Origin of the sequence: Pseudomonas abieticivorans (assembly GCF_023509015.1) — a bacterium.
GTDB lineage: Bacteria > Pseudomonadota > Gammaproteobacteria > Pseudomonadales > Pseudomonadaceae > Aquipseudomonas > Aquipseudomonas abieticivorans.
This window is the reverse complement of the sequence record NZ_CP094975.1, coordinates 4,421,347-4,442,287: the sequence shown is the minus strand read 5'-3', so window position 1 is coordinate 4,442,287 and position 20,941 is coordinate 4,421,347. Positions and strand designations below refer to the sequence as shown.

The 20,941-nt window shown below is 56.2% G+C and carries 17 protein-coding genes and 5 tRNA genes; 13 read left to right on the top strand and 9 right to left on the bottom strand.

Annotated elements, in window-relative coordinates; translation table 11 throughout:
- Window positions 1-37 precede the first annotated feature (37 nt).
- The 11 genes from tssK (at window position 38) to L9B60_RS20345 (ending at window position 13,873) form a co-directional block, all read left to right on the top strand.
- Window positions 38-1,372 carry a type VI secretion system baseplate subunit TssK gene (gene tssK / locus L9B60_RS20395; protein WP_249672588.1) on the top strand — a complete coding sequence of 445 codons (1,335 nt, stop codon included), beginning with the start codon at window positions 38-40 and terminating at the stop codon, window positions 1,370-1,372.
- Between the two features lies 1 nt (window position 1,373).
- On the top strand, window positions 1,374-2,204 hold the full coding sequence (gene icmH, locus L9B60_RS20390) for a type IVB secretion system protein IcmH/DotU (RefSeq protein ID WP_249672586.1): 831 nt from the start codon (window positions 1,374-1,376) through the stop codon (window positions 2,202-2,204).
- Window positions 2,205-2,354: 150 nt separating this feature from the next.
- Window positions 2,355-2,867, top strand: a complete 513-nt coding sequence (locus L9B60_RS20385; RefSeq protein ID WP_249672585.1) for an Hcp family type VI secretion system effector — start codon at window positions 2,355-2,357, stop codon at window positions 2,865-2,867.
- A 110-nt stretch (window positions 2,868-2,977) separates the two neighbouring features.
- Window positions 2,978-4,912: a type VI secretion system Vgr family protein gene (locus L9B60_RS20380; RefSeq protein WP_249672582.1), complete on the top strand. Its 1,935-nt coding sequence runs from the start codon at window positions 2,978-2,980 to the stop codon at window positions 4,910-4,912.
- A complete protein-coding gene (locus L9B60_RS20375) occupies window positions 4,884-5,384 on the top strand; it encodes a DcrB-related protein (protein ID WP_249672581.1) in 501 nt (166 codons plus the stop codon). Before L9B60_RS20380 ends, L9B60_RS20375 begins: the two co-directional genes overlap by 29 nt.
- Window positions 5,385-5,419: 35 nt before the next feature.
- A complete protein-coding gene (locus L9B60_RS20370) occupies window positions 5,420-9,880 on the top strand; it encodes an RHS repeat-associated core domain-containing protein (RefSeq protein WP_249672579.1) in 4,461 nt (1,486 codons plus the stop codon).
- Between the two features lie 6 nt (window positions 9,881-9,886).
- Window positions 9,887-10,315 (top strand): hypothetical protein, encoded by a 429-nt coding sequence (locus tag L9B60_RS20365; protein WP_249672578.1) that lies wholly within the window; start codon window positions 9,887-9,889, stop codon window positions 10,313-10,315.
- A 617-nt stretch (window positions 10,316-10,932) separates the two neighbouring features.
- Entirely contained in the window at window positions 10,933-11,217 is a 285-nt protein-coding gene (locus L9B60_RS20360; RefSeq protein ID WP_249672575.1) for a hypothetical protein, read from the top strand.
- A 964-nt stretch (window positions 11,218-12,181) separates the two neighbouring features.
- Window positions 12,182-12,478: a hypothetical protein gene (locus tag L9B60_RS20355; protein ID WP_249672574.1), complete on the top strand. Its 297-nt coding sequence runs from the start codon at window positions 12,182-12,184 to the stop codon at window positions 12,476-12,478.
- Between the two features lie 5 nt (window positions 12,479-12,483).
- Complete coding sequence (locus L9B60_RS20350; RefSeq protein WP_249679811.1) at window positions 12,484-13,401, top strand: RHS repeat domain-containing protein; 918 nt, start codon at window positions 12,484-12,486, stop codon at window positions 13,399-13,401.
- Entirely contained in the window at window positions 13,379-13,873 is a 495-nt protein-coding gene (locus L9B60_RS20345) for a hypothetical protein (protein ID WP_249672571.1), read from the top strand. Before L9B60_RS20350 ends, L9B60_RS20345 begins: the two co-directional genes overlap by 23 nt.
- Before the next feature lie 523 nt (window positions 13,874-14,396).
- On the opposite strand, the gene L9B60_RS20340 is transcribed toward L9B60_RS20345, so the two are convergent.
- From L9B60_RS20340 to L9B60_RS20320, 5 genes are all read right to left on the bottom strand, one after another.
- A tRNA-Gly gene (locus L9B60_RS20340) sits at window positions 14,397-14,472 on the bottom strand.
- Between the two features lie 147 nt (window positions 14,473-14,619).
- Window positions 14,620-14,695 (bottom strand) — tRNA-Gly (locus L9B60_RS20335).
- Between the two features lie 3 nt (window positions 14,696-14,698).
- A tRNA-Glu gene (locus L9B60_RS20330) sits at window positions 14,699-14,774 on the bottom strand.
- A gap of 104 nt (window positions 14,775-14,878) precedes the next feature.
- Window positions 14,879-14,954, bottom strand: a tRNA-Gly gene (locus L9B60_RS20325).
- A gap of 2 nt (window positions 14,955-14,956) precedes the next feature.
- Window positions 14,957-15,032 (bottom strand) — tRNA-Glu (locus L9B60_RS20320).
- A gap of 253 nt (window positions 15,033-15,285) precedes the next feature.
- Between L9B60_RS20320 and L9B60_RS20315 the strand changes: the two genes are divergently transcribed.
- Window positions 15,286-16,056: a hypothetical protein gene (locus L9B60_RS20315; RefSeq protein ID WP_249672569.1), complete on the top strand. Its 771-nt coding sequence runs from the start codon at window positions 15,286-15,288 to the stop codon at window positions 16,054-16,056.
- A 139-nt stretch (window positions 16,057-16,195) separates the two neighbouring features.
- On the opposite strand, the gene L9B60_RS20310 is transcribed toward L9B60_RS20315, so the two are convergent.
- Together L9B60_RS20310 and L9B60_RS20305 are read right to left on the bottom strand one after the other, a co-directional pair.
- Complete coding sequence (locus L9B60_RS20310; RefSeq protein ID WP_249672567.1) at window positions 16,196-16,678, bottom strand: free L-methionine (R)-S-oxide reductase MsrC; 483 nt, start codon at window positions 16,676-16,678, stop codon at window positions 16,196-16,198.
- Window positions 16,675-17,565, bottom strand: a complete 891-nt coding sequence (locus L9B60_RS20305; protein ID WP_249672565.1) for an ATP-binding protein — start codon at window positions 17,563-17,565, stop codon at window positions 16,675-16,677. The genes L9B60_RS20310 and L9B60_RS20305 overlap by 4 nt, the downstream gene beginning before the upstream one ends.
- Window positions 17,566-17,694: 129 nt before the next feature.
- Between L9B60_RS20305 and L9B60_RS20300 the strand changes: the two genes are divergently transcribed.
- A complete protein-coding gene (locus L9B60_RS20300; protein WP_249672563.1) occupies window positions 17,695-20,019 on the top strand; it encodes a response regulator in 2,325 nt (774 codons plus the stop codon).
- On the opposite strand, the gene L9B60_RS20295 is transcribed toward L9B60_RS20300, so the two are convergent.
- A complete protein-coding gene (locus tag L9B60_RS20295) occupies window positions 20,012-20,449 on the bottom strand; it encodes a MarR family winged helix-turn-helix transcriptional regulator (RefSeq protein ID WP_249672561.1) in 438 nt (145 codons plus the stop codon). The two genes, L9B60_RS20300 and L9B60_RS20295, sit on opposite strands and share 8 nt — an antisense overlap.
- On the bottom strand, window positions 20,446-20,931 hold the full coding sequence (locus tag L9B60_RS20290) for a glutathione peroxidase (RefSeq protein WP_249672557.1): 486 nt from the start codon (window positions 20,929-20,931) through the stop codon (window positions 20,446-20,448). Before L9B60_RS20290 ends, L9B60_RS20295 begins: the two co-directional genes overlap by 4 nt.
- Window positions 20,932-20,941: the final 10 nt, after the last annotated feature.

Below are 20,941 nucleotides of genomic sequence, written 5' to 3'. Positions count from 1 at the left end.
AGTCTGCCCTTTCCCTACGTTTACAGAGAGCCTGCCGATGAGTTCCAACCCCGTGATCTGGTACGAAGGTTTGTTCGTCAAACCCCAGCACTTTCAACAGCAGGCACGTGCAGCTGAGTCGCAACTGCAGCAACGCCTCAACTGCCTTAATGACACGTTGTATGGCTTCAGTGAATTGGAGCTTAACTCCGAGTACCTGAGCTTCGGCAAGATCGCCATCATCCGCGCCCGCGGCCTGATGCCCGATGGCAGCGTTTTTGATATTCCCAATGACCAGCCCCCCCCACCACCGCTGGACATCCCTGACAGCTCGGCGGTCAACCAGGTCGTCCACCTTTGCCTGCTATTACGCAGCGATGGGGTCCTAGAGGTGCAATGGCCTGAAAACTATGCCAACAGTCGTTACAGCGCCCAGCGTAGCGAAGTGCACGACACCCACAGCGAGGACGGCGACCAAGTCGCTATGGAGCTGGCTGTGCCGAACTTGCAAATGATGCTGGCCCGCAACGACCGCAGTGCATTTACCGGAATTGCCCTGGGGCGGATCCTGGACAAACGACCAGACGGCAGCGTGGTGATGGATGAAGATTTCTATCCCACCAGCGTGTCGGTGCATGCCGTACCACCGCTAAAACGTTACCTCGGGGAAATTGCCGGGCTGATGCGCGAACGTGCCCGCGCCATTGCCGAGCGTATCGGTTCGACCAGCCAGTCCGGGGTAGCGGACGTCACCGACTTCAACCTATTGCAGACCCTCAACCGCCTCTACCCGCTTTTCCAGCATCTGGCCCGGCGCCCACATGTGCATCCGGAGCAGCTCTACATTGCCTTCAGTCAGGCCTGCGGCGAACTGGTCACCTTTACCGACGACGGTCGTTTGCCCCTGGAATATCCGGCCTACCAGCATGACAGCCTGCGTCAATCACTCAAGCCTCTGCAGGACACCCTGCGCCGAGCCTTGGGCACCGTGCTGCAACCGCGCGCTGTTTCGTTGCCGATCGAAACCCAGCAGTACGGGGTGTTGACCGCTGCCGTGCATGACAGCCTGCTACTGAAGGACGCCGAGTTCATCCTCGCGGTGCGCGCGCAGATGCCTCTGGAAATATTGCGCCAACAGTTCCTGCAACAGACCAAGGTCAGCTCACTGGAGCAACTCAGCAAACTGGTCAGCTTGCAGTTGCCAGGCATCCCGCTGATCCCGCTGCCGGTGGCACCTCGACACCTGCCCTTCCATGCCGGGTTCAGCTACTTCGAACTCGATCGCCATCACCCCGCCTGGCAGAGCCTGACCGGCGCGGCCGGCTTCGGTTTCCACATTGCCGCCGACTTCCCCGAACTGGAACTGCAGTTCTGGGCCATCAGGAGCCAATGAGATGACAGACCCCATCACACCGCGCCCCGCCGAGCAGCCTGCCCCGTTACTAAGCGCGCTACTGCATAAAGTAACCGATGCCGCGTCGGCCACTGCGCCGCAGCCCGAGCAGCAGCTAGCGCTAGCAGACCCTGAATTCCAGCTGCGCGGCCTGGCTTACAACCCCTTGGCCGACGCCGCGATGCCGTTGTTCGGCTTGGTCATGCGCCTGCGCTCGCTGGATCGATGCAACGACGTGCCCGCCTTGTACCGCAGCGTGCACAACCAGATCACCACGATCCTGGAAGAAGTACGCCAACGCGACTACGACGACGCGACCCGGCTGGCCTACTCCTACAGCCTGTGCCTGTTGATGGACGAAACAGTCATGGCCACGCCTTGGGGCAAACATTCCACCTGGAGCGGCTGTTCCTTGCTCAGTGACATTCACAAGGAAACCTGGGGCGGTGAGAAATTTTTCACCGTGCTCTCGCGCCTGCAAATGGACGCGGCCAAATACCAGCACCTGCTGGAATGCATGTACCTATGCCTATGCATGGGCCTTAAAGGCAAATACGCACTGCAGCCCAACGGTGATGCCGAGCGACAAAAGATCATCACCAAACTGCACCGCATCCTCCGTCAACTGCGCGGCCCCGCGCCCGAGCGACTGACCGACCCGATGATCAACGTCGCCCCTCGTCATTACAGAGTCAACCAGCAATGGCCATGGTGGACGCCATGGGCCGTGGCCACGGTCGTGCTGATGGTCGCCTACACGATCTACGCCGTGCGCCTGAACAGCACCACCCAGCAAGTGCTGCGTGCACTGGACGGAATTCTCACTCTATAGCCCGGATCAGCCCTGCCCCCGCCGAGTGCTATCGCTTCCAGCCCTGACGGCAGAGCGCGGACCACGAATTGGCGCCTATGCGCCAGTACCCACTGTCAGATCGACAGTGGCGACCTTCGGGTCGTTTTTTAAGCGTTACAGGAGTTTTTCATGTCTACACCCGCGTACATCACGATCGAAGGCAAAACCCAGGGGCTCATCACTAAAGGCGCCTTTACCGCCGACTCGGTGGGCAATGTCTTTGTCGAAGGGCATGAGGACGAAATCCTCGTCCAGGCGATCAAACATTCGATCAAAACGCCCACAGACCCACAAAGCGGCCAACCCGCCGGGCCTCGCGTGCACTCGCCTTTCATCTTCAGCTGTTCCATGAACAAAGCCATCCCACTGCTCAACGTAGCGCTGGCCACCGGCGAAACATTGACCAATGTGCTGGTGGAGTGGTACCGCACTTCAACCGACGGCAAGCAGGAAAAGTTTTATCGCACCCTGTTTGAAGACGCCACCATCGTCTCCATCGATACCACTCTTCCTCATGCACAGGATCCGAGCAGTGCCAGTTACACCCAGATCGTTGAAGTCAGCATGACGTATCGCAAGATCATCTGGGAACACGTTATATCCGGCACCGAGGGCTCGGACGACTGGCGCAGCCCAGTTTAAACAACTGCCATTCCTTCTGCCCCACTGATTGGGCAAGGCTTTCACTGTTCGCTACCCTCCAGCCCGTCCAGACCAAGGGCTGGGCGGTAGCGTGCCCCAAGGAGGGCCTCATGCCCCGCCAAAGCGACTTACGTTTTACCTTCCAACCCAGCGGCGGCACCGACTTCGAGGTCATCGAATTCACCCTCGACGAAGGCCTTTCCCGGCCCTTCAAATTGGCGCTGCAACTGGCAAGCCCCGATGCTGAACTGGACTTCGGCACGCTGCTGGACAAACCCGCGTTGCTGACCATTTGGCGCGATGCAACGCCGGTGCGTTACGTGCATGGCCTCATCAGTTCCCTGACTCAAGGCGATACCGGCTTTCGCCGCACCCGCTATAGCGCCGTGGTTGAACCCGCGCTGGCCAGAACCGGGCTGTGTTCCAACTGGCGGATCTTCCAGCAGCAAAGTGTGCCGCAAATCCTCGACGCCGTGTTCAAGGCCCATCGCCTGAGCGACTACGAACACACCATCAGTTACGGCCACCAACCCCGAGAATACTGCGTCCAGGCCGGCGAAACCGACCTGGCCTTCATCGCCCGGCTGGCCGCCGAAGAAGGCTTGCTCTACACCTTCGAACACCGGGCCGACGGCCATCGCCTGATCATCACCGACCGTGTCAGCGCACTCGGCACCATCGCCCCCAAAGACGCCTGCACCGTGTTGTACCAGGCCATGGGTGGCGGCGATCAACCGGAACCAGCCCTGCACCGCTTCCACTACACCGAACACGTCCGCACTGCCCGCCAGGTGCAGCGCGACTACACCTTCACCCACCCGCGCTACGACCTGGAACACATCGCCAACGGTACCCAGCTAGAGCATCAGGGGGGCGACTATGAACGCTTCGATTATCCCGGCCGCTATAAGCGCGACATCGCCGGCAAGCCCTTCACCCAGACACGCCTGAACGCCCTGCGCAGCGACGCCCGCATCGCTAAGGTCGAAGGGGATGATGCCCGCCTGCAACCGGGAAAATCCTTCGACCTGATCGACCACCCACGCGACGACATGAACATCCGCTGGCGCACCGTGAGCGTCTTCCACACCGGCATCCAGCACAGCAGCCAACAGGAAGAAGCGGCCGCCAGCGCCTCAGGCACCCACTACAACCTTGAGGCCACCCTGGCGCCCGCCGCCTTCGAATGGAAGGCCCCGCTATGCCCCAAACCGCGCATCGACGGCCCGCAAACCGCCACGGTGGTCGGCCCGCCCGACGAAGAGATTTTCTGTGATGAATGGGGCCGCATCAAAGTCAGCTTCCCCTGGGACCGCAACAGCCAAAACAACGAGCACAGCTCCTGCTGGATCCGGGTAGCCCAGGGCTGGGCTGGCACCACTTGGGGCGCGATGGCCATTCCGCGCATCGGTCAGGAACTGATCATCCAGTACTTCGACGGCGATCCAGACCAGCCCATTGCCACGGGCCGCGCTTACCGCGAAGCCAACCTGCCGCCCTACGAACTGCCCAAGCACAAAACCCGCATGACCATCAAAAGCCAGACCCACAAGGGGGATGGCTTCAATGAGCTGCGGTTTGAGGATGAGAAGGGGTTGGAAGAAGTCTACCTGCATGCGCAGAGAGACCAGAACGTGATGGTCAACAACGACGAGACCCACTGCGTGGGCGTTGACCGCACCCACGCAGTGGGCCAAGACGAAACCATCACCGTGGGCCGCAACCGCTTACGCGTGGTGAAAACCAACGACACGCTGAAGGTGGGCGGCAACAAAAACGATCACGTCGCCAGTGAGTACTACATCGGTGTCGGTTCAAAACTACGGCTTGAATGCGGCAAAACCGTGATTGAACTGAACGCCAACGGCGACCTGAATATCACCTGCGAAAACTTCAATATCACTGCCAATCAAGCCGGAAAGCTCAACACCCTCGGCGCCAAGCTTGACCTGAACATGGCCGGTAAAGCAGCAAACATCAGCGCCGTGGGCGTCAGCGATGCGGCAATCAAGGGTGATGTCGATCGCCATTTCAGCAAAGGCTGACCCTGAACATCCAGACGACCTATCGATTCAAGGAATTTGCTGCATGACCCACTACCGCACCAATGATCTGCTGATTGGCTTCCAGGGCGACCAACCGGATGACAACAGCCTCAACGTGTTCATCTTCAAGGAACGGCAAACCACCTTGGTGATTGCTCGCGGCGCAATAGAGGAAGGCACCACCCTCGCCAGCACCTATGCCCTGCAGTTGAAAGTTCTCAAGCACCAGGTCAAAGCCCTTCAATACACCGGGCCAAAGGCCGTCATGACAGGTGAGGACGATCATCTGGAAGGCTTGGAAGTCGTTACCCAATTCATACAGGGGAGCAGCCCCTCATACCAATACCAACTGGTCTGCCAAGTGCCCGGTGAGCCGCGCATGTTGGCCCTCACTTACAGTAAGAAAAGCGTATTGACCGATGCCGACTGCGACCACTGGCGCGCCATCAAACACACTTTGCGGTTTGTCTGAACGCACCGGTGACCATCGCGCAGTAGGAGCATTTAGTGGCAGACAAAGTCAAAGCCGCCCGCAAAGGCGACGCAATAATCCACATCTCGGTGTGGGCTGAAATTTTGAGTGTCGTTGCACAAGGTGTCATCTACGCCGCGGCAACGGCGGCATTGGTGGCGGCAGCACCGTGTACCTTGGTGGCGGCGGTAGGTGCAACCGCCGTGGCCGTCGGGGCCGGGTTGCTCTTGGGCGCCGCGACCAGCTTGATCCCGGTCGGCGGCAAAAGCATCACCGAACACATCAGTGATGGCTGCGATGCAGTGGCCAATATGATTTTCCCGCCCGTACCTGCCGGAATCATCGCATCAGGCTCCCAAGACACATTCATCAATGCCTTGCCTGCGGCACGTGCTGCCGGGTATCAAATCACCGATGTACCGGACACGGAACCGGCAAAACCCGGCGTGTTGGAAACACTTGGGGCACTGGTCGTGGGGCTGACGCCCTACGGCTGGTATCAGGCGGCGGATACCATCATCAACCCGCCCGTTGTCACGCAACCCAACCCTGGCACAACCGCTGCCGAACAGGACGAAGTGGCTTGCATCCGGCACCCTCCCATGCCGCTGCAATACATCGCGGAAGGCTCACGGGACGTTTTCATCAATAGCCAGCCGGCCGCGCGGGATAGCGAACGTACCACGTGTGAAGCGACCATCAACGCGGATATTGCCATCTCCCCTGATGTGCGCATTGGTGGGGAGTCGTTGGTGGTGCGCGAAATCCGCAGCGGCAAGAACAAACTGGGGATGATTGCCGGGCTGATTATCGGCATGTTGCTGTCCAGAAAAGTCGCCGGCCGCCGCTGCAAGGGCAACCCGGTCTCAGTCTCCACCGGCAGCAAATTCCAAAATGGCCCTGAAGACGTCGATTTCACTTTACCGGGCATTTTGCCGATTGACTGGGCCCGCCAATACAACAGTGAGGACCTGCGCACCAGCGGCCTGTTTGGGCCAGGCTGGAGTGTGTTTTACGAAGTCGAGATCGTCCGTGTTCCGCACCCTGACGGCGGTGATTTGTGGGTGTATATCGACGCCCAGGGCAGCCGTTTGGAACTGGGTCGCCTCAACACCGGCGACAGCTTTGTCAGCATCCTCGACGGCCTGAGTTTCTATCAGCTGGGCGAAGGCCTGACGGTGGTCGAAGACATTCACGAGGGGCTCTATCAAGTCTTTGAAGTCGATCCGCACGACGCCCAACGCTCACGCCTGGTGCGCCTCGGTGATCGCAATCGCAACCTGCTCAATCTGCTCTATGACGAAACTGCTCGACTGGTACTGGTGGTCGACCCCGTCAGCCATTTGACCGTCCACTTGCACTACGACGCCCTGCACACGAATCGGGTCAGCCAAGTCGATCGCCTATTCCTCAAGCCCAACGAACCCAGTCAGATTGAACGCAGAGAAGCGTTGGTGAATTACCGGTACACCGACAAGGGTAACTTGAGCGCGGTACTTGATGCCAATGGCCAAGTCGTGCGGCGCTTTACCTATACCCCCGAGCATTACCTGAGTAGCCACACCCTGGCCAGCGGCGCCACCCGCCACTATCAATGGGCCATATTCGCCGTCCCGCAATACCGTCCGCAACCCGTGCGCGCCGATGGCACTCCGTACACCCTGCCGCCTTTGCTCGAACCGCAACCCGACCATGAATGGCGCGTGGTGCGGCACTGGGGCAGCGATGGCGAGGACTACCACTTCAGCTATGACCTGGAAAAAGGCGAAACCCGTGTCGTGGATAGCCTCGGCCGCACGGATCATTATTTCTGGGGCCCGCTGTACGAGGTCTATCAGCATATCGACCCGTTGGGCCAATGCTGGCGGGACGACATGCTGGCGGGGCAATTGCTCAAAACCACCGACCCACAAGGCGGCGAGTGGCATTACGCTTACGACGAAATCGGCCGCCTGATCGAAACCCGCGACCCGCTGGGCCGCAGCGAGCGCCTCTACTACACCGAGCACTGGGCACTGCCGCTGAGCATCACCGACCGCGGCGGCTGCACCCGCACCTACCGCTACGATGAACGCGGCAACCTGCTCAGCGAACAAGACCCGCTCGGGCACACCACCCATTACGGCTACGACCCGCAAGGCCGGGTGGTGTCCATCACCGACGCCACAGGCAAACACAAAACCCTGGGCTGGAACACGCACAGTCAACTGCTCAGCTACCGCGACTGCTCCAACGCCGAAACCCACTACCGCTACGATGCCCGCGGTCAGCTCAGCCAGAGCATCAACGCACGCGGTGAAAGCCAGCACTACCGCTATGACCGGCGCGGCCTACTGATTGAAAGCGAACGCCCGGACGGCCGTCTCGACCGCTACGAGCGCGACAGCGCAGGCCAGATCATCGGCTACACCGACCCCGCCCAGCAGACCACCTGCTACCAGTACGACCTCAGTGGCCGGGTCAAACAGCGTACCGATGCCCAGGGCCACAGTGTGCGCTTGAGCTACGACGCCTATGGCCGCCTGAAAAAGCTGACCAACGAAAACAACGAAGCCTACGCCTTCGGTTGGGACCCACTGGATCGGCTGGTGGCCCAGCGCGACCTGGACGGCAGCGGGTGCTGTTACCACTATAACGCCGTCGGCGATGTCTGCGGCGTGGATCATGTGCCTGTCCCAGCCTCAGCGGCCGATGACAGCGACGCGAAGGACGATGACTGCCCGCCGCTCAAACACCGTTTCGAACGTGATGCCGCCGGGCGCTTGATCAAAAAAAACACTGCCGACGGCGTCACCGACTACACCTACGACAACGCCGACAACCTACTGTCGATCACCTTCACCGACCTCAACGGCCAGCAGCAACCACTGGCGTTCAGCTACGACAAGGCCGGGCACCTGCTCAGTGAAACCAGCGCTACCGGCGAGCTGAAATCCCACTACGACGAACTGGGCAACCTCGAAACCCTGACCCTGCCCGACCAGCGCACCATCAACCACCTGTACTACGGCAGCGGCCACCTGCACCAGATCAACCTAGGTGGCCGAGTAATCTGTGATTTCGAGCGCGACAACCTCCATGAAGAAGTGCTGCGTACCCAGGGCCAACTGCACACCCGCACCCGCTATGACCGCAACGGCCGACTCGCGCAAAAGGCCCTGCACTACCACAACGCCGCCCGCGAAGAATTACCGCTGCTGAGCAAGGACTACGAGTACGACGCCTGCGACAACCTGATTGCCGAAGTACTCACCCAAACCCAACGCCGGGATAACAAACACTCGCCCAAAGACGCCGTGATCGGCCGCTTCGAGCCCGCCAGGGGCAACGGCAAAAGCCACACCCTCAGCCAGCAGTACCGCTACGACCCCACCGAGCGCATCCGCCAGCACTACCAACACACCCCACAAACGCCCGGTCAGCACAGCGAAACCTTCAACTACGACGCCGCCGCCAACCTGATGCAGAACGGCGTACTGCGTGGCCACGTCAAACACAACCGCGTGCAGGTATTCGAAGACAAACGCTACCGCTACGACCGCTTCGGGCGCCTCAGCGAAAAGCGCATCGGCAGCCACACCGTGCAACGTTTTGAGTACGACGCAGAACAGCGCTTGATCTACGTGCAGCAGAGCAAATACGGCGAACACCTGCGTATCCACTACCAGTACGACCCGCTGGGCCGGCGCATCGGCAAACATGCCTACCGAAACGACGATCACCTGCCGTACCAGCGCACCGATTTCCAGTGGCAAGGCCTACGCCTGCTGCAGGAAGTCCAGGATGGAAGGCCCAGCCTCTATCTTTACGCCAACACCGACAGCTACGAGCCACTCGCTCGAATCGACGGCAACCCGGGTAGCGAGCAGATCTACTACTTCCACACCAACCTCGCCGGCCTGCCCGAACAACTGACCGACGAACACGGCCTGAGCGTATGGCACGGCGAATTCAAAGCATGGGGCAACAGCCGCGACGAATGGCATCATACCCAGAGCGGGCAGGAACAGAACCTGCGTTTTCAGGGCCAATACCTTGACCGGGAAACCGGGCTGCACTACAACACGTTTAGGTTTTATGATCCGGATGTGGGGCGGTTTACACAGACTGATCCGATTGGATTGCTGGGTGGGATCAATCTTTATCAGTACGCGCCGAATGCGGTTGGGTGGGTTGATCCGTTAGGGTTGGAAGTAAAAAAACTCGAAACTTATGAGCGAGCTCGAAACGCTGCCATTAAGTGGTTAGAAGAAAGAGGATTCAAAGCTGAGAAGGAAACCCTAGGCCGCTTCAGTGACATCAAAGGACAACCGATCGGAATGCAGACCGCAGATGGCAAAATAGGTTTCAGGGTTGAATTTGACGAGAAAAACAAGGCTCACATAAATACTTGGTCCGGAAAAGAAAAAGGTCCGCACTTTCTATTTGAAGCCACTCAAAAAACCGTGACTAAAATTCAGAAAAATTTCAGAAAACCATCTAGTTGCGAAGGTTAAAAATCCATGTCCTATGATTCAGATTTAATTGACCTGTGCCGCCGAAAGAAAATTCATGTGAGCAACCTCGGCCCAGCCGATTTATTATTTGAATTGATTGAAAAAAAATATCCTTTCTCGGGGAACAGAGTTGCCTTTTGTAAATTAAACAACTATAAATACGCCAAAACCAGTAACAATAGGGCGATTTCAGACATGGTTCAGTTCATAGAGCCATTACAAGGGTTAATCGCTAAAACAAGCGAGTTAATTTATTTAGGTGACAATCTAACCGAAAACGCGTACTTGACTTCAAACACAAATTTAATAAAATTTATATCCTGCTTCATCGAAATCCCTCAATCTCATTACTTATTAGCAAAGGACGTGTCTTGGTGCATAAATCTTTCATTTGAAAATGATATAGAATTTGGCGCATTAGACGACAGCCAGTAGTGTTATCAGAGTAGCCCCGACCCATCGGAATTAAAAACCATCTACAGATCAAAAAAATCACACTTCAAAAATAATAGAGATATTTACCAGCGTGAATCGAATATTTATTAAATAATTACCGAACCGTCTTCGACGATTATCAATCATCCGTGTGTTACGGAATAAAAAATTCGGTATTTTATGAGAGCAAGTATCACGCTCAACCCGGATCGAGCGCAATTCGACGCCCTCGGCAAGCACAGATATCTGAGATTAAGCGCGTGCGGGCAGTAGCTTAAGTACTGCGGATGCTAACACCGAAGCCTACTAACCATACGATGCTCTTGGCCACCTCAGCCAGACCGTTAACGCGCGCTCTCAGTTTTTGCTAAAAACCGAAGGAAAGCCACTGGCATGGCCGACGCAAATGAAAAATTTAGAATCAAACCATACCGATCTTGCAACCATGTTGAATTTAATATAAGACGCTGAAGAGCCGCACATAGAAAGAAACAATATAGGCTTTGAGAGACTCAAAGTAAAAATGCGATATTAACCAGACAAACCTCTTTTACTAAAAAGACATAGACGATATGAGCGGAATGTGCAAAATTAAAACTTCAACGCTAAAGAGAATTTTGAGCCACTTGGACGAAATGGTGATTACAATTGACAAAATAGGTTCTGGTTTTGAAGAAAGAGAAAATACTGCGCTAGCGTTATTATTATTTTTTAGAGAGAACGATATTCTTAATAAATTAGCTGCCGCAAGAAAAACCCTTAGCCATAGCTTATCCGAGAAAATTGGAAGCTATGAATATGACAAATGGATCGAAAATGACATTATACTTTGGCGACCGCCATATGATAAAAATAAGTATGAGATCACCGAGCTTCTAAATAGACTAGACAAGCAAACATAATAATTTAGCATAAATAATATTTAGCCTAGAAATGATGAAAACCCATTAAATATATTAGCATATTAATAAACATTTATAATGTTATCTGCACCACCAAGGTAATGGAGATACCAATAGGACATCAAACAAAGAAACTTCTACATTTTATCTATTTGACGATATGGGTAGGAGGGCTCGAACACGTTTTATGTAAAGCAAAGATGAGGGAACGCTCTACCTCCACTAAAAATAATGGGCATTATATTTAAATCTTATACAACCAAGTAAAATTAATAACATACACAACAGGTAAAACTAACAGTTTTAAAATTTAGCTCAAGCGGAGGACAAGTCTCCGCAGTGATTGGCGTCATCAAACAGGCTCTAAACCCAGGCAAACTAAAATGAATACTAACAATTATAAATGCTGTTCTGACCGACTGACGTCATACGATGACGTAAAATGGACTACCTTACAAAGGGACATCGAAAGTTCCGAAATATAATGGATGACGCATGAGCAACCAAGATAGAGCGACGCCTATTGAATTACCAGTTTAGCAAGCCCCCAATGATGACGTTTGCATTAACAACGAAGGTGACAACTTAGAAATCTTATTTAAAATTTGGCTGAGTGCCAACAGATACTCAAAGCTTGCTGGAGCGTTAAATCTCAAGCAAGTATGGGGAATAAAACTTGAAAGACACAAGCGACTAAATTACTACCCCAACAGGGAAGATGATGATTTCAATTCTTGCTATTGGGTAGTCAGTGAATCTTCTTGGCTTAAGAAACTAACTACAGAAAGAAAGAGCTATTTCCCTGACTGGAAAGAATATGACAGAACAGAATACAAACATTTTATAATTCAAAGCAATAAACATTATATTGAAGTTATCGCTGGAACGCTGTCCTTTTCCAGAACAAAGCTAAAAACATAGCGCAACAATTAATTTAAAAACTTTAAACATTTTGAGTATTTTTATGTATTGCTACGCCAGCATATTACCCTATCGAGGCGAGCAAATCGATAGCCAACTGCCTGGCGGATGCGTCGATCGCTATCAGCGCGACACCGCAGATGCCGATCATAATAGTGAAACCTTAAACTACGACACCGCCGCCAACCTGACTCAGAATGGCGTGCTGCGTGGCTACGTCAAACACAACCGCGTGCAGGTGCTCGAAGACAAATGCAACCACTTCGGGCGCCTCAGCGAAAAACGCGTCCGCAGCCACACTGTGCAACGTTTTTTGAATACGACGCCGAACAGCGCTTGATCTTTGTGCGACAGAGCAAACACGGCGAACGTCTGCGCATCCACTGCCGGTACGACCCGCTGGGCCGGCGCATCGGCAAACAGATCTACCGAAACGACGATCACCAGCCTTACCAGCGCACCGACTTCCAGTGGCAAGGCCTACGCCTGCTGCAGGAAGTCCAGGATGGACGGCCCAGCCTCTATCTTTACGCCGGCACCAACAACTACGAGCCACTCGCTCGAATCGACGGCAACCCTGGTAGCGATCAGATCTACTACTTCCACACCAACATCGCCGGCCTACCTGAACAACTCACCGACGAACACGGCCTGAGCGTATGGCACGGCGAATTCAAAGCCTGGGGCAACAGCCGCGACGAATGGCATCGTACTCAGGGTGGGCAGGAACAGAACCTACGTTTTCAGGGCCAATACCTTGACCGCGAAACCGGGCTGCACCACAACACGTTTAGGTTTTATGATCCGGATGTTGGGCGGCTTACACAGACTGATCAGATTGGATTGCTGGTGGGATCAATCTTTTATCAGTACGCGCCGAATGCGGTTGGGTGGGTTGATCCGTGGGGGCTGAACTGCGATTCAACAGATAAATTCAACTGGAAAAGCGTTAAACAATTTGGCCATACATTCAGTGAGCATGGTGCTGAAGCCAGGAATACCCAACGTCTACTTGACCGGGCACGCGGCACTGGCAAAAACCAACGACAATGGCTTAACAATGATCAAGCCTCGCAAATCATTGGCAGTATAAAAATTAATGAACCAACAAAAATACAAATCCCACCTGATCTTGGTCAAGTGATCACGCTAAACGGAGATATCATCACCGTAAGAGCTGCAATGTTAATGCCCAACCCGGCGGACTTAAAACCGCATACCCAGTACTGGAATAGTTTAAATGGAAATAGAAATATTCGTTAAAGATCGCTGTTTCGGTGATTTTATTCCTCGCACCTACAATACGGAGGAAGATGATATCCGATCAATTTTAGTAGACGTATGTCGATTCATAGAGCATCAAGTAGACTTTAAAGTCTCTGGATTCGGACAGGACCACTGGCCCGTTGACACTGGAACTGACCTGCCGGTATTTCTCGAGCAATTACCTGCCACAATTAAAGCACTGGAAATCAGGCAATCCGCCAATATAGATTTTTATGAACAAGGAATAGAAAGATATCTAAAACTCGACTATTCAAACATTAATGACTTTTATGAAATTTCCTGTACAAGCAATACTGATTGGAAACCCGACCCGAAGATCGAAAAAATTCATGCCTCAGAGCTAATAGACATATTTAGCAACATTAAACGTACATTCATCACAATAATGACCGAACTATCTCCGACGATCATCCATCACCCGTGGGTTACGGAATGGAAGAACATTTAGGAAGTTTATAATAACACATATGACTTTAAGCCGAATTGTGCGTTTTACCGGCGTTTTCGGCAAGGACAGATACCTGGGTTTAAGCGCGCACCGGTAGTTGCTCAAGTACTGCGACTGCTCCAACGGCGAAGCATGCTAACGATACGATGCTTGTGGTCACCTCAGCCAGAGCATCAAGTTACTGGTTATAAGGATATCAATATGATGGCAGCGCAAACCTATTGTCAGTAGTCGTCATCCAGCAGAGCCGAAAATAGTACTACAACAGCGCTCGACCGCGAACAACTGGGCTATTCCGCAATCTGCGTCAAACAAGCAAAGCTTCTTGCGCATACTTAAAGACAGGATGGTCTATTTGAAATCAACTGTTGTCGGCCATTGCGATCTGACGTACGAACACCTCAAAAATTAGAGGTAGCAACCGAAGGATATGTATATTTATGTACAGGCAACAAAAAAAGGCCCCAAAAGGGGCCTTTTTTCGATCATCAAAGCACTCTGCTGAATGCTTTGCTGCCATGTTTGGAGCGGGAAACGAGACTCGAACTCGCGACCCCGACCTTGGCAAGGTCGTGCTCTACCAACTGAGCTATTCCCGCGTATCTTGTTGAAAACGTTGAGTTTTTACTCATCACTTTCGATGGAGGCGATTTTGGACTGATTTGGCGAGCTTGGCAAGCCCTTCAATCAAAAATTTTCCCTCACACACAAAAACGCCGCTCAATGAGCGGCGTTTTTGACGAATATGGAGCGGGAAACGAGACTCGAACTCGCGACCCCGACCTTGGCAAGGTCGTGCTCTACCAACTGAGCTATTCCCGCAAATGGCGTCCCCTAGGGGACTCGAACCCCTGTTACCGCCGTGAAAGGGCGGTGTCCTAGGCCACTAGACGAAGGGGACACGCTAACTGAAACACATGGTGTGTGGTTCAGTGCCCAGACCCTAGCCCGAAGACTTGGCCCTGGTTTCACTCAGTGCCGCCCGAAGGCCACACCGTTTAAAAATGGAGCGGGAAACGAGACTCGAACTCGCGACCCCGACCTTGGCAAGGTCGTGCTCTACCAACTGAGCTATTCCCGCAATGGCGTCCCCTAGGGGACTCGAACCCCTGTTACCGCCGTGAAAGGGCGGTGTCCTAGGCCACTAGACGAAGGGGACACACTACAACATTCACTACTCGCTGCGCTTCGCTGTGTGCTTTACGCTGCAAGTGGCGCGCATTCTAGGGATGCTTTGGGAAGTCGTCAACCCCTTGTGATAAATTTATTTAAATCAATGACTTCACTGCCAATCCCGGCCCCGTCCATCCGTCGCGCGATGGCCGTAAGCCGCTATCAGGCTTTCCCCTCTATGCGCCTATAGACGAAGCCACTACACTCGAATGAAAACCATCCTGACGAGGCTTTAGACCGTGACACCACTCATGATCACCCTGCTTATAGTAGCGGGGATCGTTATTTTGATTGCCATCGGTTACCTCAACAACGTGGTGGAGAACAACAAACTGGAGAAGTCACGGCTCAAGATCGAGCTCAACGACCGCTTGCGCCGTTGCGGCGAGATCACCGAGACGTTTCCCGGCCAATACATGACGCCGGCGCTGAAGCTGTTGCTCACGCGCCTGGAGCTGAACCTCAACCAGCGCCTGTTGGCCCATGACAAGAACAATACCGGCACCAAGGCGCGCCTGGCCGAGCTGCAGGCGGAAATCGCCAAGGGCGAGTCGATCTCGATCAACAACCCGCCGATGCCGATCCAGACTGAAATCAAGGCCAAGGACGTGCGTTTCCAGCTCGAAGCCTTGCACAGCCAAATCACCCGCGCCGCCCAGGACGGCTTTCTGCCGGCCAACGAGGCCAAGCACTGGATTCGCGAGATCCGCCATATCCTGGTGCTGCTGCATATCGAGTTTTTCAACAACCTGGGCCAACAGGCGCTGCAACAAGAGCAGCCAGGCCAGGCGCGCCTGGCGTTCGAGCGCGGCGTGCAGTACTTGCGCAAGCAACCGGAGCCCGCGTTGTATGCCGAGCAATTGGCGTATATGGAGAAACTGCTGGGCCGCTCCAACTCCATGGTACTGAGCAGCCGCGAAGCGCAGGTTGAAGCCGAGCAGAGCGAGCTGACCGACGGGCTGAAGGACGACGACGAAGAGAATTGGAGAAAGAAGAAAGCGTACGATTGATCCGGGATCATCGGACGCCGCTCCTACACAGGTAGGAGCGGATTCATCCGCGAATTGGCCACTGTGATGCATCAGGTTTACGCGGTGTGCTTTTCGCGGATGAATCCGTTCCTACAGCCGGTACCCTATAAAACCCACGTCAGCATTCAGTCAACCGCAAGAAGATCGCCACCAAGGCTTCAACCCCCCGCTGATCCACTTCGCTGAAACGCCCCACCTTTGGGCTGTCCAAGTCCAGCACGCCCAACAGGCGCCCCTCCTTGACCAACGGCACCACCAGTTCGCTGTTGGACGCGCTGTCACAGGCGATGTGCCCAGGGAACGCGTGCACATCTTCTACCCGCTGGGTTTGCCGGGTCGCCGCCGCCGCGCCGCACACGCCCTTGGAGAAGGGGATACGCACGCAGGCCACTTGCCCCTGGAAAGGGCCCAACAACAGCTCCTCGTTGCGGTTGAGGTAGAAACCGGCCCAGTTCAGGTCATCGACCTGGTGATAAAGGAACGCGGAAAACTGCGAGGCGTTGGCGATGAAGTCGCGTTCATCGGCCAGCAACGACTCCAGTTGCGCACAGAGCAGCGAGTAGCCCTCAAGCCCCTGCCCTGCGCTGTTCAAATCAATCATTTACCTTGCTCCAGTAATTGCAGACCCACCCAGTAACGGGCGAATTGGTAGGCACATCGGCCATTGCGGTTGCCGCGCCCGGTGGCCCAACGCGCGGCAAGAATATCCAGCTCTTCGGTACGTTGCCAGGCAAGCCCGGAAGGTGCTGCCAGCGCACCGATCCAGTGCTCGACCACGTTCAGGTAGTGCTCTTGGGTAAAGGGGTAAAACGACAACCACAGGCCGAAACGGTCAGACAGGGCGATTTTGTCTTCCACCGCCTCGCTGGGGTGCACCTCGCCATCCACCGTTTGCCAATGGTCATTGTCGCTGAGTTTTTCCGGCACCAGGTGGCGGCGGTTGGACGTGGCGTACAGCAGCACGTTGTCGGGCGACTGTTCGAGGGAGCCGTCCAGCACGCTTTTCAAGATGCGGTAGTCACCCTCCCCTGCCTCGAAACTCAAGTCATCGCAGAACAACACGAAGCGCTGCGGCAGCTTGACCAGTTGCTCGACGATGCGCGGCAGGTCGGCCAGGTGGTCGCGTTCGATTTCGATCAATCGCAGGCCCTCACCACAATGCTCGGCCAACAGTGCGCGCACCAGCGAAGACTTGCCGGTGCCTCGCGAGCCCCACAGCAAGGCATGGTTGGCCGGCATGCCATCGAGGAACTGGCGTGTGTTGCGGCCTAACTGTTCGCACTGCCGATCAACGCCGATCAAGTCGCTCAAACGGGTTTCCAGGCTAACGGAAAGTGCCTGCAAATAACCGCTGCGGCCTTCGCGCTGCCAGCGCGCGGCCACGCAGGTATTCCAGTCTACCGGCGCACGCACCGCTGGCAACAAGGGCTCCAGGCGTGCCAGCACTGACTCGGCACGCTCCAGAAAGGCGTTCAAACGGGCATCCATGACGGCTCCTCGACGGCAACGCAAACAGCACGCGCGGCTAAATAAAGATAAAATGACGGGCTTGCCGAAACACGGAGTTGTTCGGCTATGCTTGCCCAGCGCACGGAACGAGAAATTGGCTCAGTACCCATGGATATAAAATTCACCAATCGCCTGTCATACAAGCAAGCACGACTGACGGTATTGGTCGGTTTTATCCTGGGCTTCCTGCTCAGCCTGGTGCAGATCGGCATCGATTATGCCAGTGTCGACGAGGCGATCAACCGCGAGATGCTTTCGCTGCTGGACATCAGCCACAATCCGGCCTCGCGCATCGCCTACAACATCGACAGCGAGCTGGCCAAGGAACTCACCCGCGGCCTGCTGCACTCAAGCTCCATCACTGGCGCTCGGCTGATGGACAACACCAACACGGTACTGGCCAACGTCAGCCGGCCGCGTAACGAAAGCCCTTATCGATTTATCAGCGACTGCCTGTTTGGCGAACACCGCGAGTTCCAAGACCCGCTGTTTCTCAGCCACATGCCCAACGAGCGCCTCGGCACCCTGATCATCGAGGTCGACACTTTCGCATTTGGCCAGCGCTTTTTGCGCCGAGCCGAGATCACCCTGCTCAGCGGCTTCCTGCGCAGCCTGATCCTGACTGGCATCCTGTTGGCGCTGTTCTACACGATGCTGACCAAGCCGCTGATCAAGGTCATCAGCGCCCTGAGCAGCAGCGACCCACACGGCCCAAAACCGAGCAAACTGGCGTTCCCACCCGGCCATGAGAAGGACGAGATCGGCGTGCTGGTGAAGGTCGCCAACCAGCAGTTCGTCAGCATGGCCACCGAGATCCAGCAGCGCCGTGCCGCCGAAAACCGCCTCACCGACTACCTCAACGAGCTGGAGAACATCGTCTCGGCGCGCACCACCGAGCTCAAGGCCAGCAACATTCGCCTGAGCCTGTCCAACGAGGAACTGGAAAGCGCCCGCCGCACCGCCCTGGACATGGCCCAGGCCCGCGCCGCGTTCCTGGCCAACATGAGCCACGAAATCCGCACCCCACTCAATGGCTTGCTGGGCATGATCGCGTTGTCACTGGACAGCACGCTGACCGCCGAGCAGCGCCAGCAACTGTCGATCGCCCACGACTCGGGTAAGGTCTTGGTGGAGTTGCTCAACGACATCCTCGACCTGTCCAAGTTCGACGCCGGCCAACTGGAACTCGAACGCATCCCCTTCGACCTCGGCGCGCTGGTGGAAGACACTGCCAACCTGCTGTCGCAGAACGCTGCGCCCAGCGTCGAACTGACGTGCCTGATCGACCCGCAATTCCCCTCGATGGTGTTGGGCGACCCGACCCGGGTGCGGCAGATCGTCAGCAACCTGCTGTCCAACGCCTTGAAGTTCACCCGCTTCGGCCGCGTGGACGTGCGCCTGAGCCACTACCCTGGCGGCGTTCGCGTCGAGGTGTGCGACACCGGCATCGGCATCCCCCAGGAAGCCCAGGTCAAGATATTCCAACCCTTCACCCAGGCTGGCGCCGGCATCACCCGGCAGTTTGGCGGCACCGGGCTGGGCCTGGCACTGACCAATAACCTGTGCGAAGCCATGGAGGGCCGCCTGAGCATCAGCTCGGAAAGCGGGTTTGGCAGCCAGTTCTGCGCCGACCTGCCATTATTGATCCATACGCCGGCCATCGCGCCTGCGCCGCTCAACGGCCAGGTGATCGCGGTCAGTTCGGCAACCAGTGGCCTGAGCGAACTGCTCCAGAGCCTGCTGCCGGGTTGGGGCCTGAGTTATCGGCGCTATGATCTCAACGATGACTTGCAGGGCCTGGCCCCGGACCTGTTGATCACCGACTGCCTGGATTGCCTGTTCGGCCTGCGCCCCACCATCAGCGCGCCGATCCTGCTGGTGACTGCCTATGGCAACTTCTTGCCCACCGAACAGGCCACCGCCTTGAGCCCGCTACAGCAACAAGCGCGTCCGCTGGCACGCAACGCGCTGTACCAGAGCTTGCGCCGCACGCTGATGGGCGACGAGCCCTCGCCACTGGACGCCCTGCGCGCCGAGCACTCGCTGGAGTGCCGCGCGAGGATCCTGCTGGTGGAAGACAACCCGGTCAACCAACTGGTGGCCAAGGGCATGCTGAGCAAGCTGGGCTGCGAGGTGATCGTCGCGGCCCACGGCGGCGAAGCCTTGGCTGAGCTTGAAGAGAAGAGCTTCGACCTGGTGCTGATGGACTGCAACATGCCGGTCATGAACGGCTACGAGGCCAGCCGGCGAATCCGCCAGAGCGGTCGCTGGCACAACCTGCCAATCGTCGCCCTGACTGCCAACGCCATGCCCGAGGAACGCGAACGCTGCCGCGCCGCCGGCATGAGTGACTACCTGGCCAAACCCTTCCGCCGCGAAGAGCTGATCACCCTGCTCGACCACTGGGTGCCGCTGGGCCCCGCGCTCAGTTGAACTGACGCAACAGTGCGTCCAACCCCTGCGCCAAGGCCTGGGCCCGGTCAAGGTCTACCCCGCTATCGCAGATCAGGCGTTCGCGCAACGGCGCGACCTGCGCGCGCAAAGCCAGGCCTTTAGCGGTCACGCTCACGTGCACCTCGCGCTCGTCTGCCACAGCACGCGCACGCTCCACCAGCGCCAACTGCTGCAAGCGCTTGAGCAACGGCGTCAAGGTCCCGGAATCCAGGCTCAGGCGCTGGCCCAGGGCCTTGACCGTGGGCTGCTGGAGCGGCTCATCGCGCCATTCCCACAGCACCAGCATCACCAGGTACTGAGGGTACGTCAGGCCCAATGCATCGAGCATCGGCTTGTAGCCACGGGTGACCGCGCGCGAGGCTGCGTAGAGCTTGAAGCACAATTGATTGTCCAGGCGCAGGTCGGTCATTTGAGCAGGGCTTCGATCTCGGCGTTCAGGTCCTGAGGCTTGGTGGTGGGGCCGAAGCGCTTGACCAGCAAGCCGTCCTTGCCGATCAAGAACTTGGTGAAGTTCCACTTGATCCCCTTGGACCCCAACAGGCCCGGGGCGCGCTGCTTGAGCTGGACAAACAGCGGGTGGGCGTCGGTGCCGTTCACATCGATCTTTTTGAACAGCGGGAAGCTGACACCAAAGTTCAGTTCACAAAACTGCGAGATCGCGCTTTCGTCACCCGGTTCCTGTTTGCCGAACTGATTGCACGGGAACCCCAATACCACCAGGCCTTGGTCCTTATAGTCCTGCCACAGCTGCTCCAGCCCTTTGTATTGCGGGGTAAAGCCGCACTTGCTGGCGGTATTGACCACCAAAATGGCCTTGCCGGCGAAGTCACCGAGGGTTTTCTGCTCGCCGGTGATGGTGGTGCACGGGATGCTCAGCAAGGTGTCGCTCATGGTCAGTGGC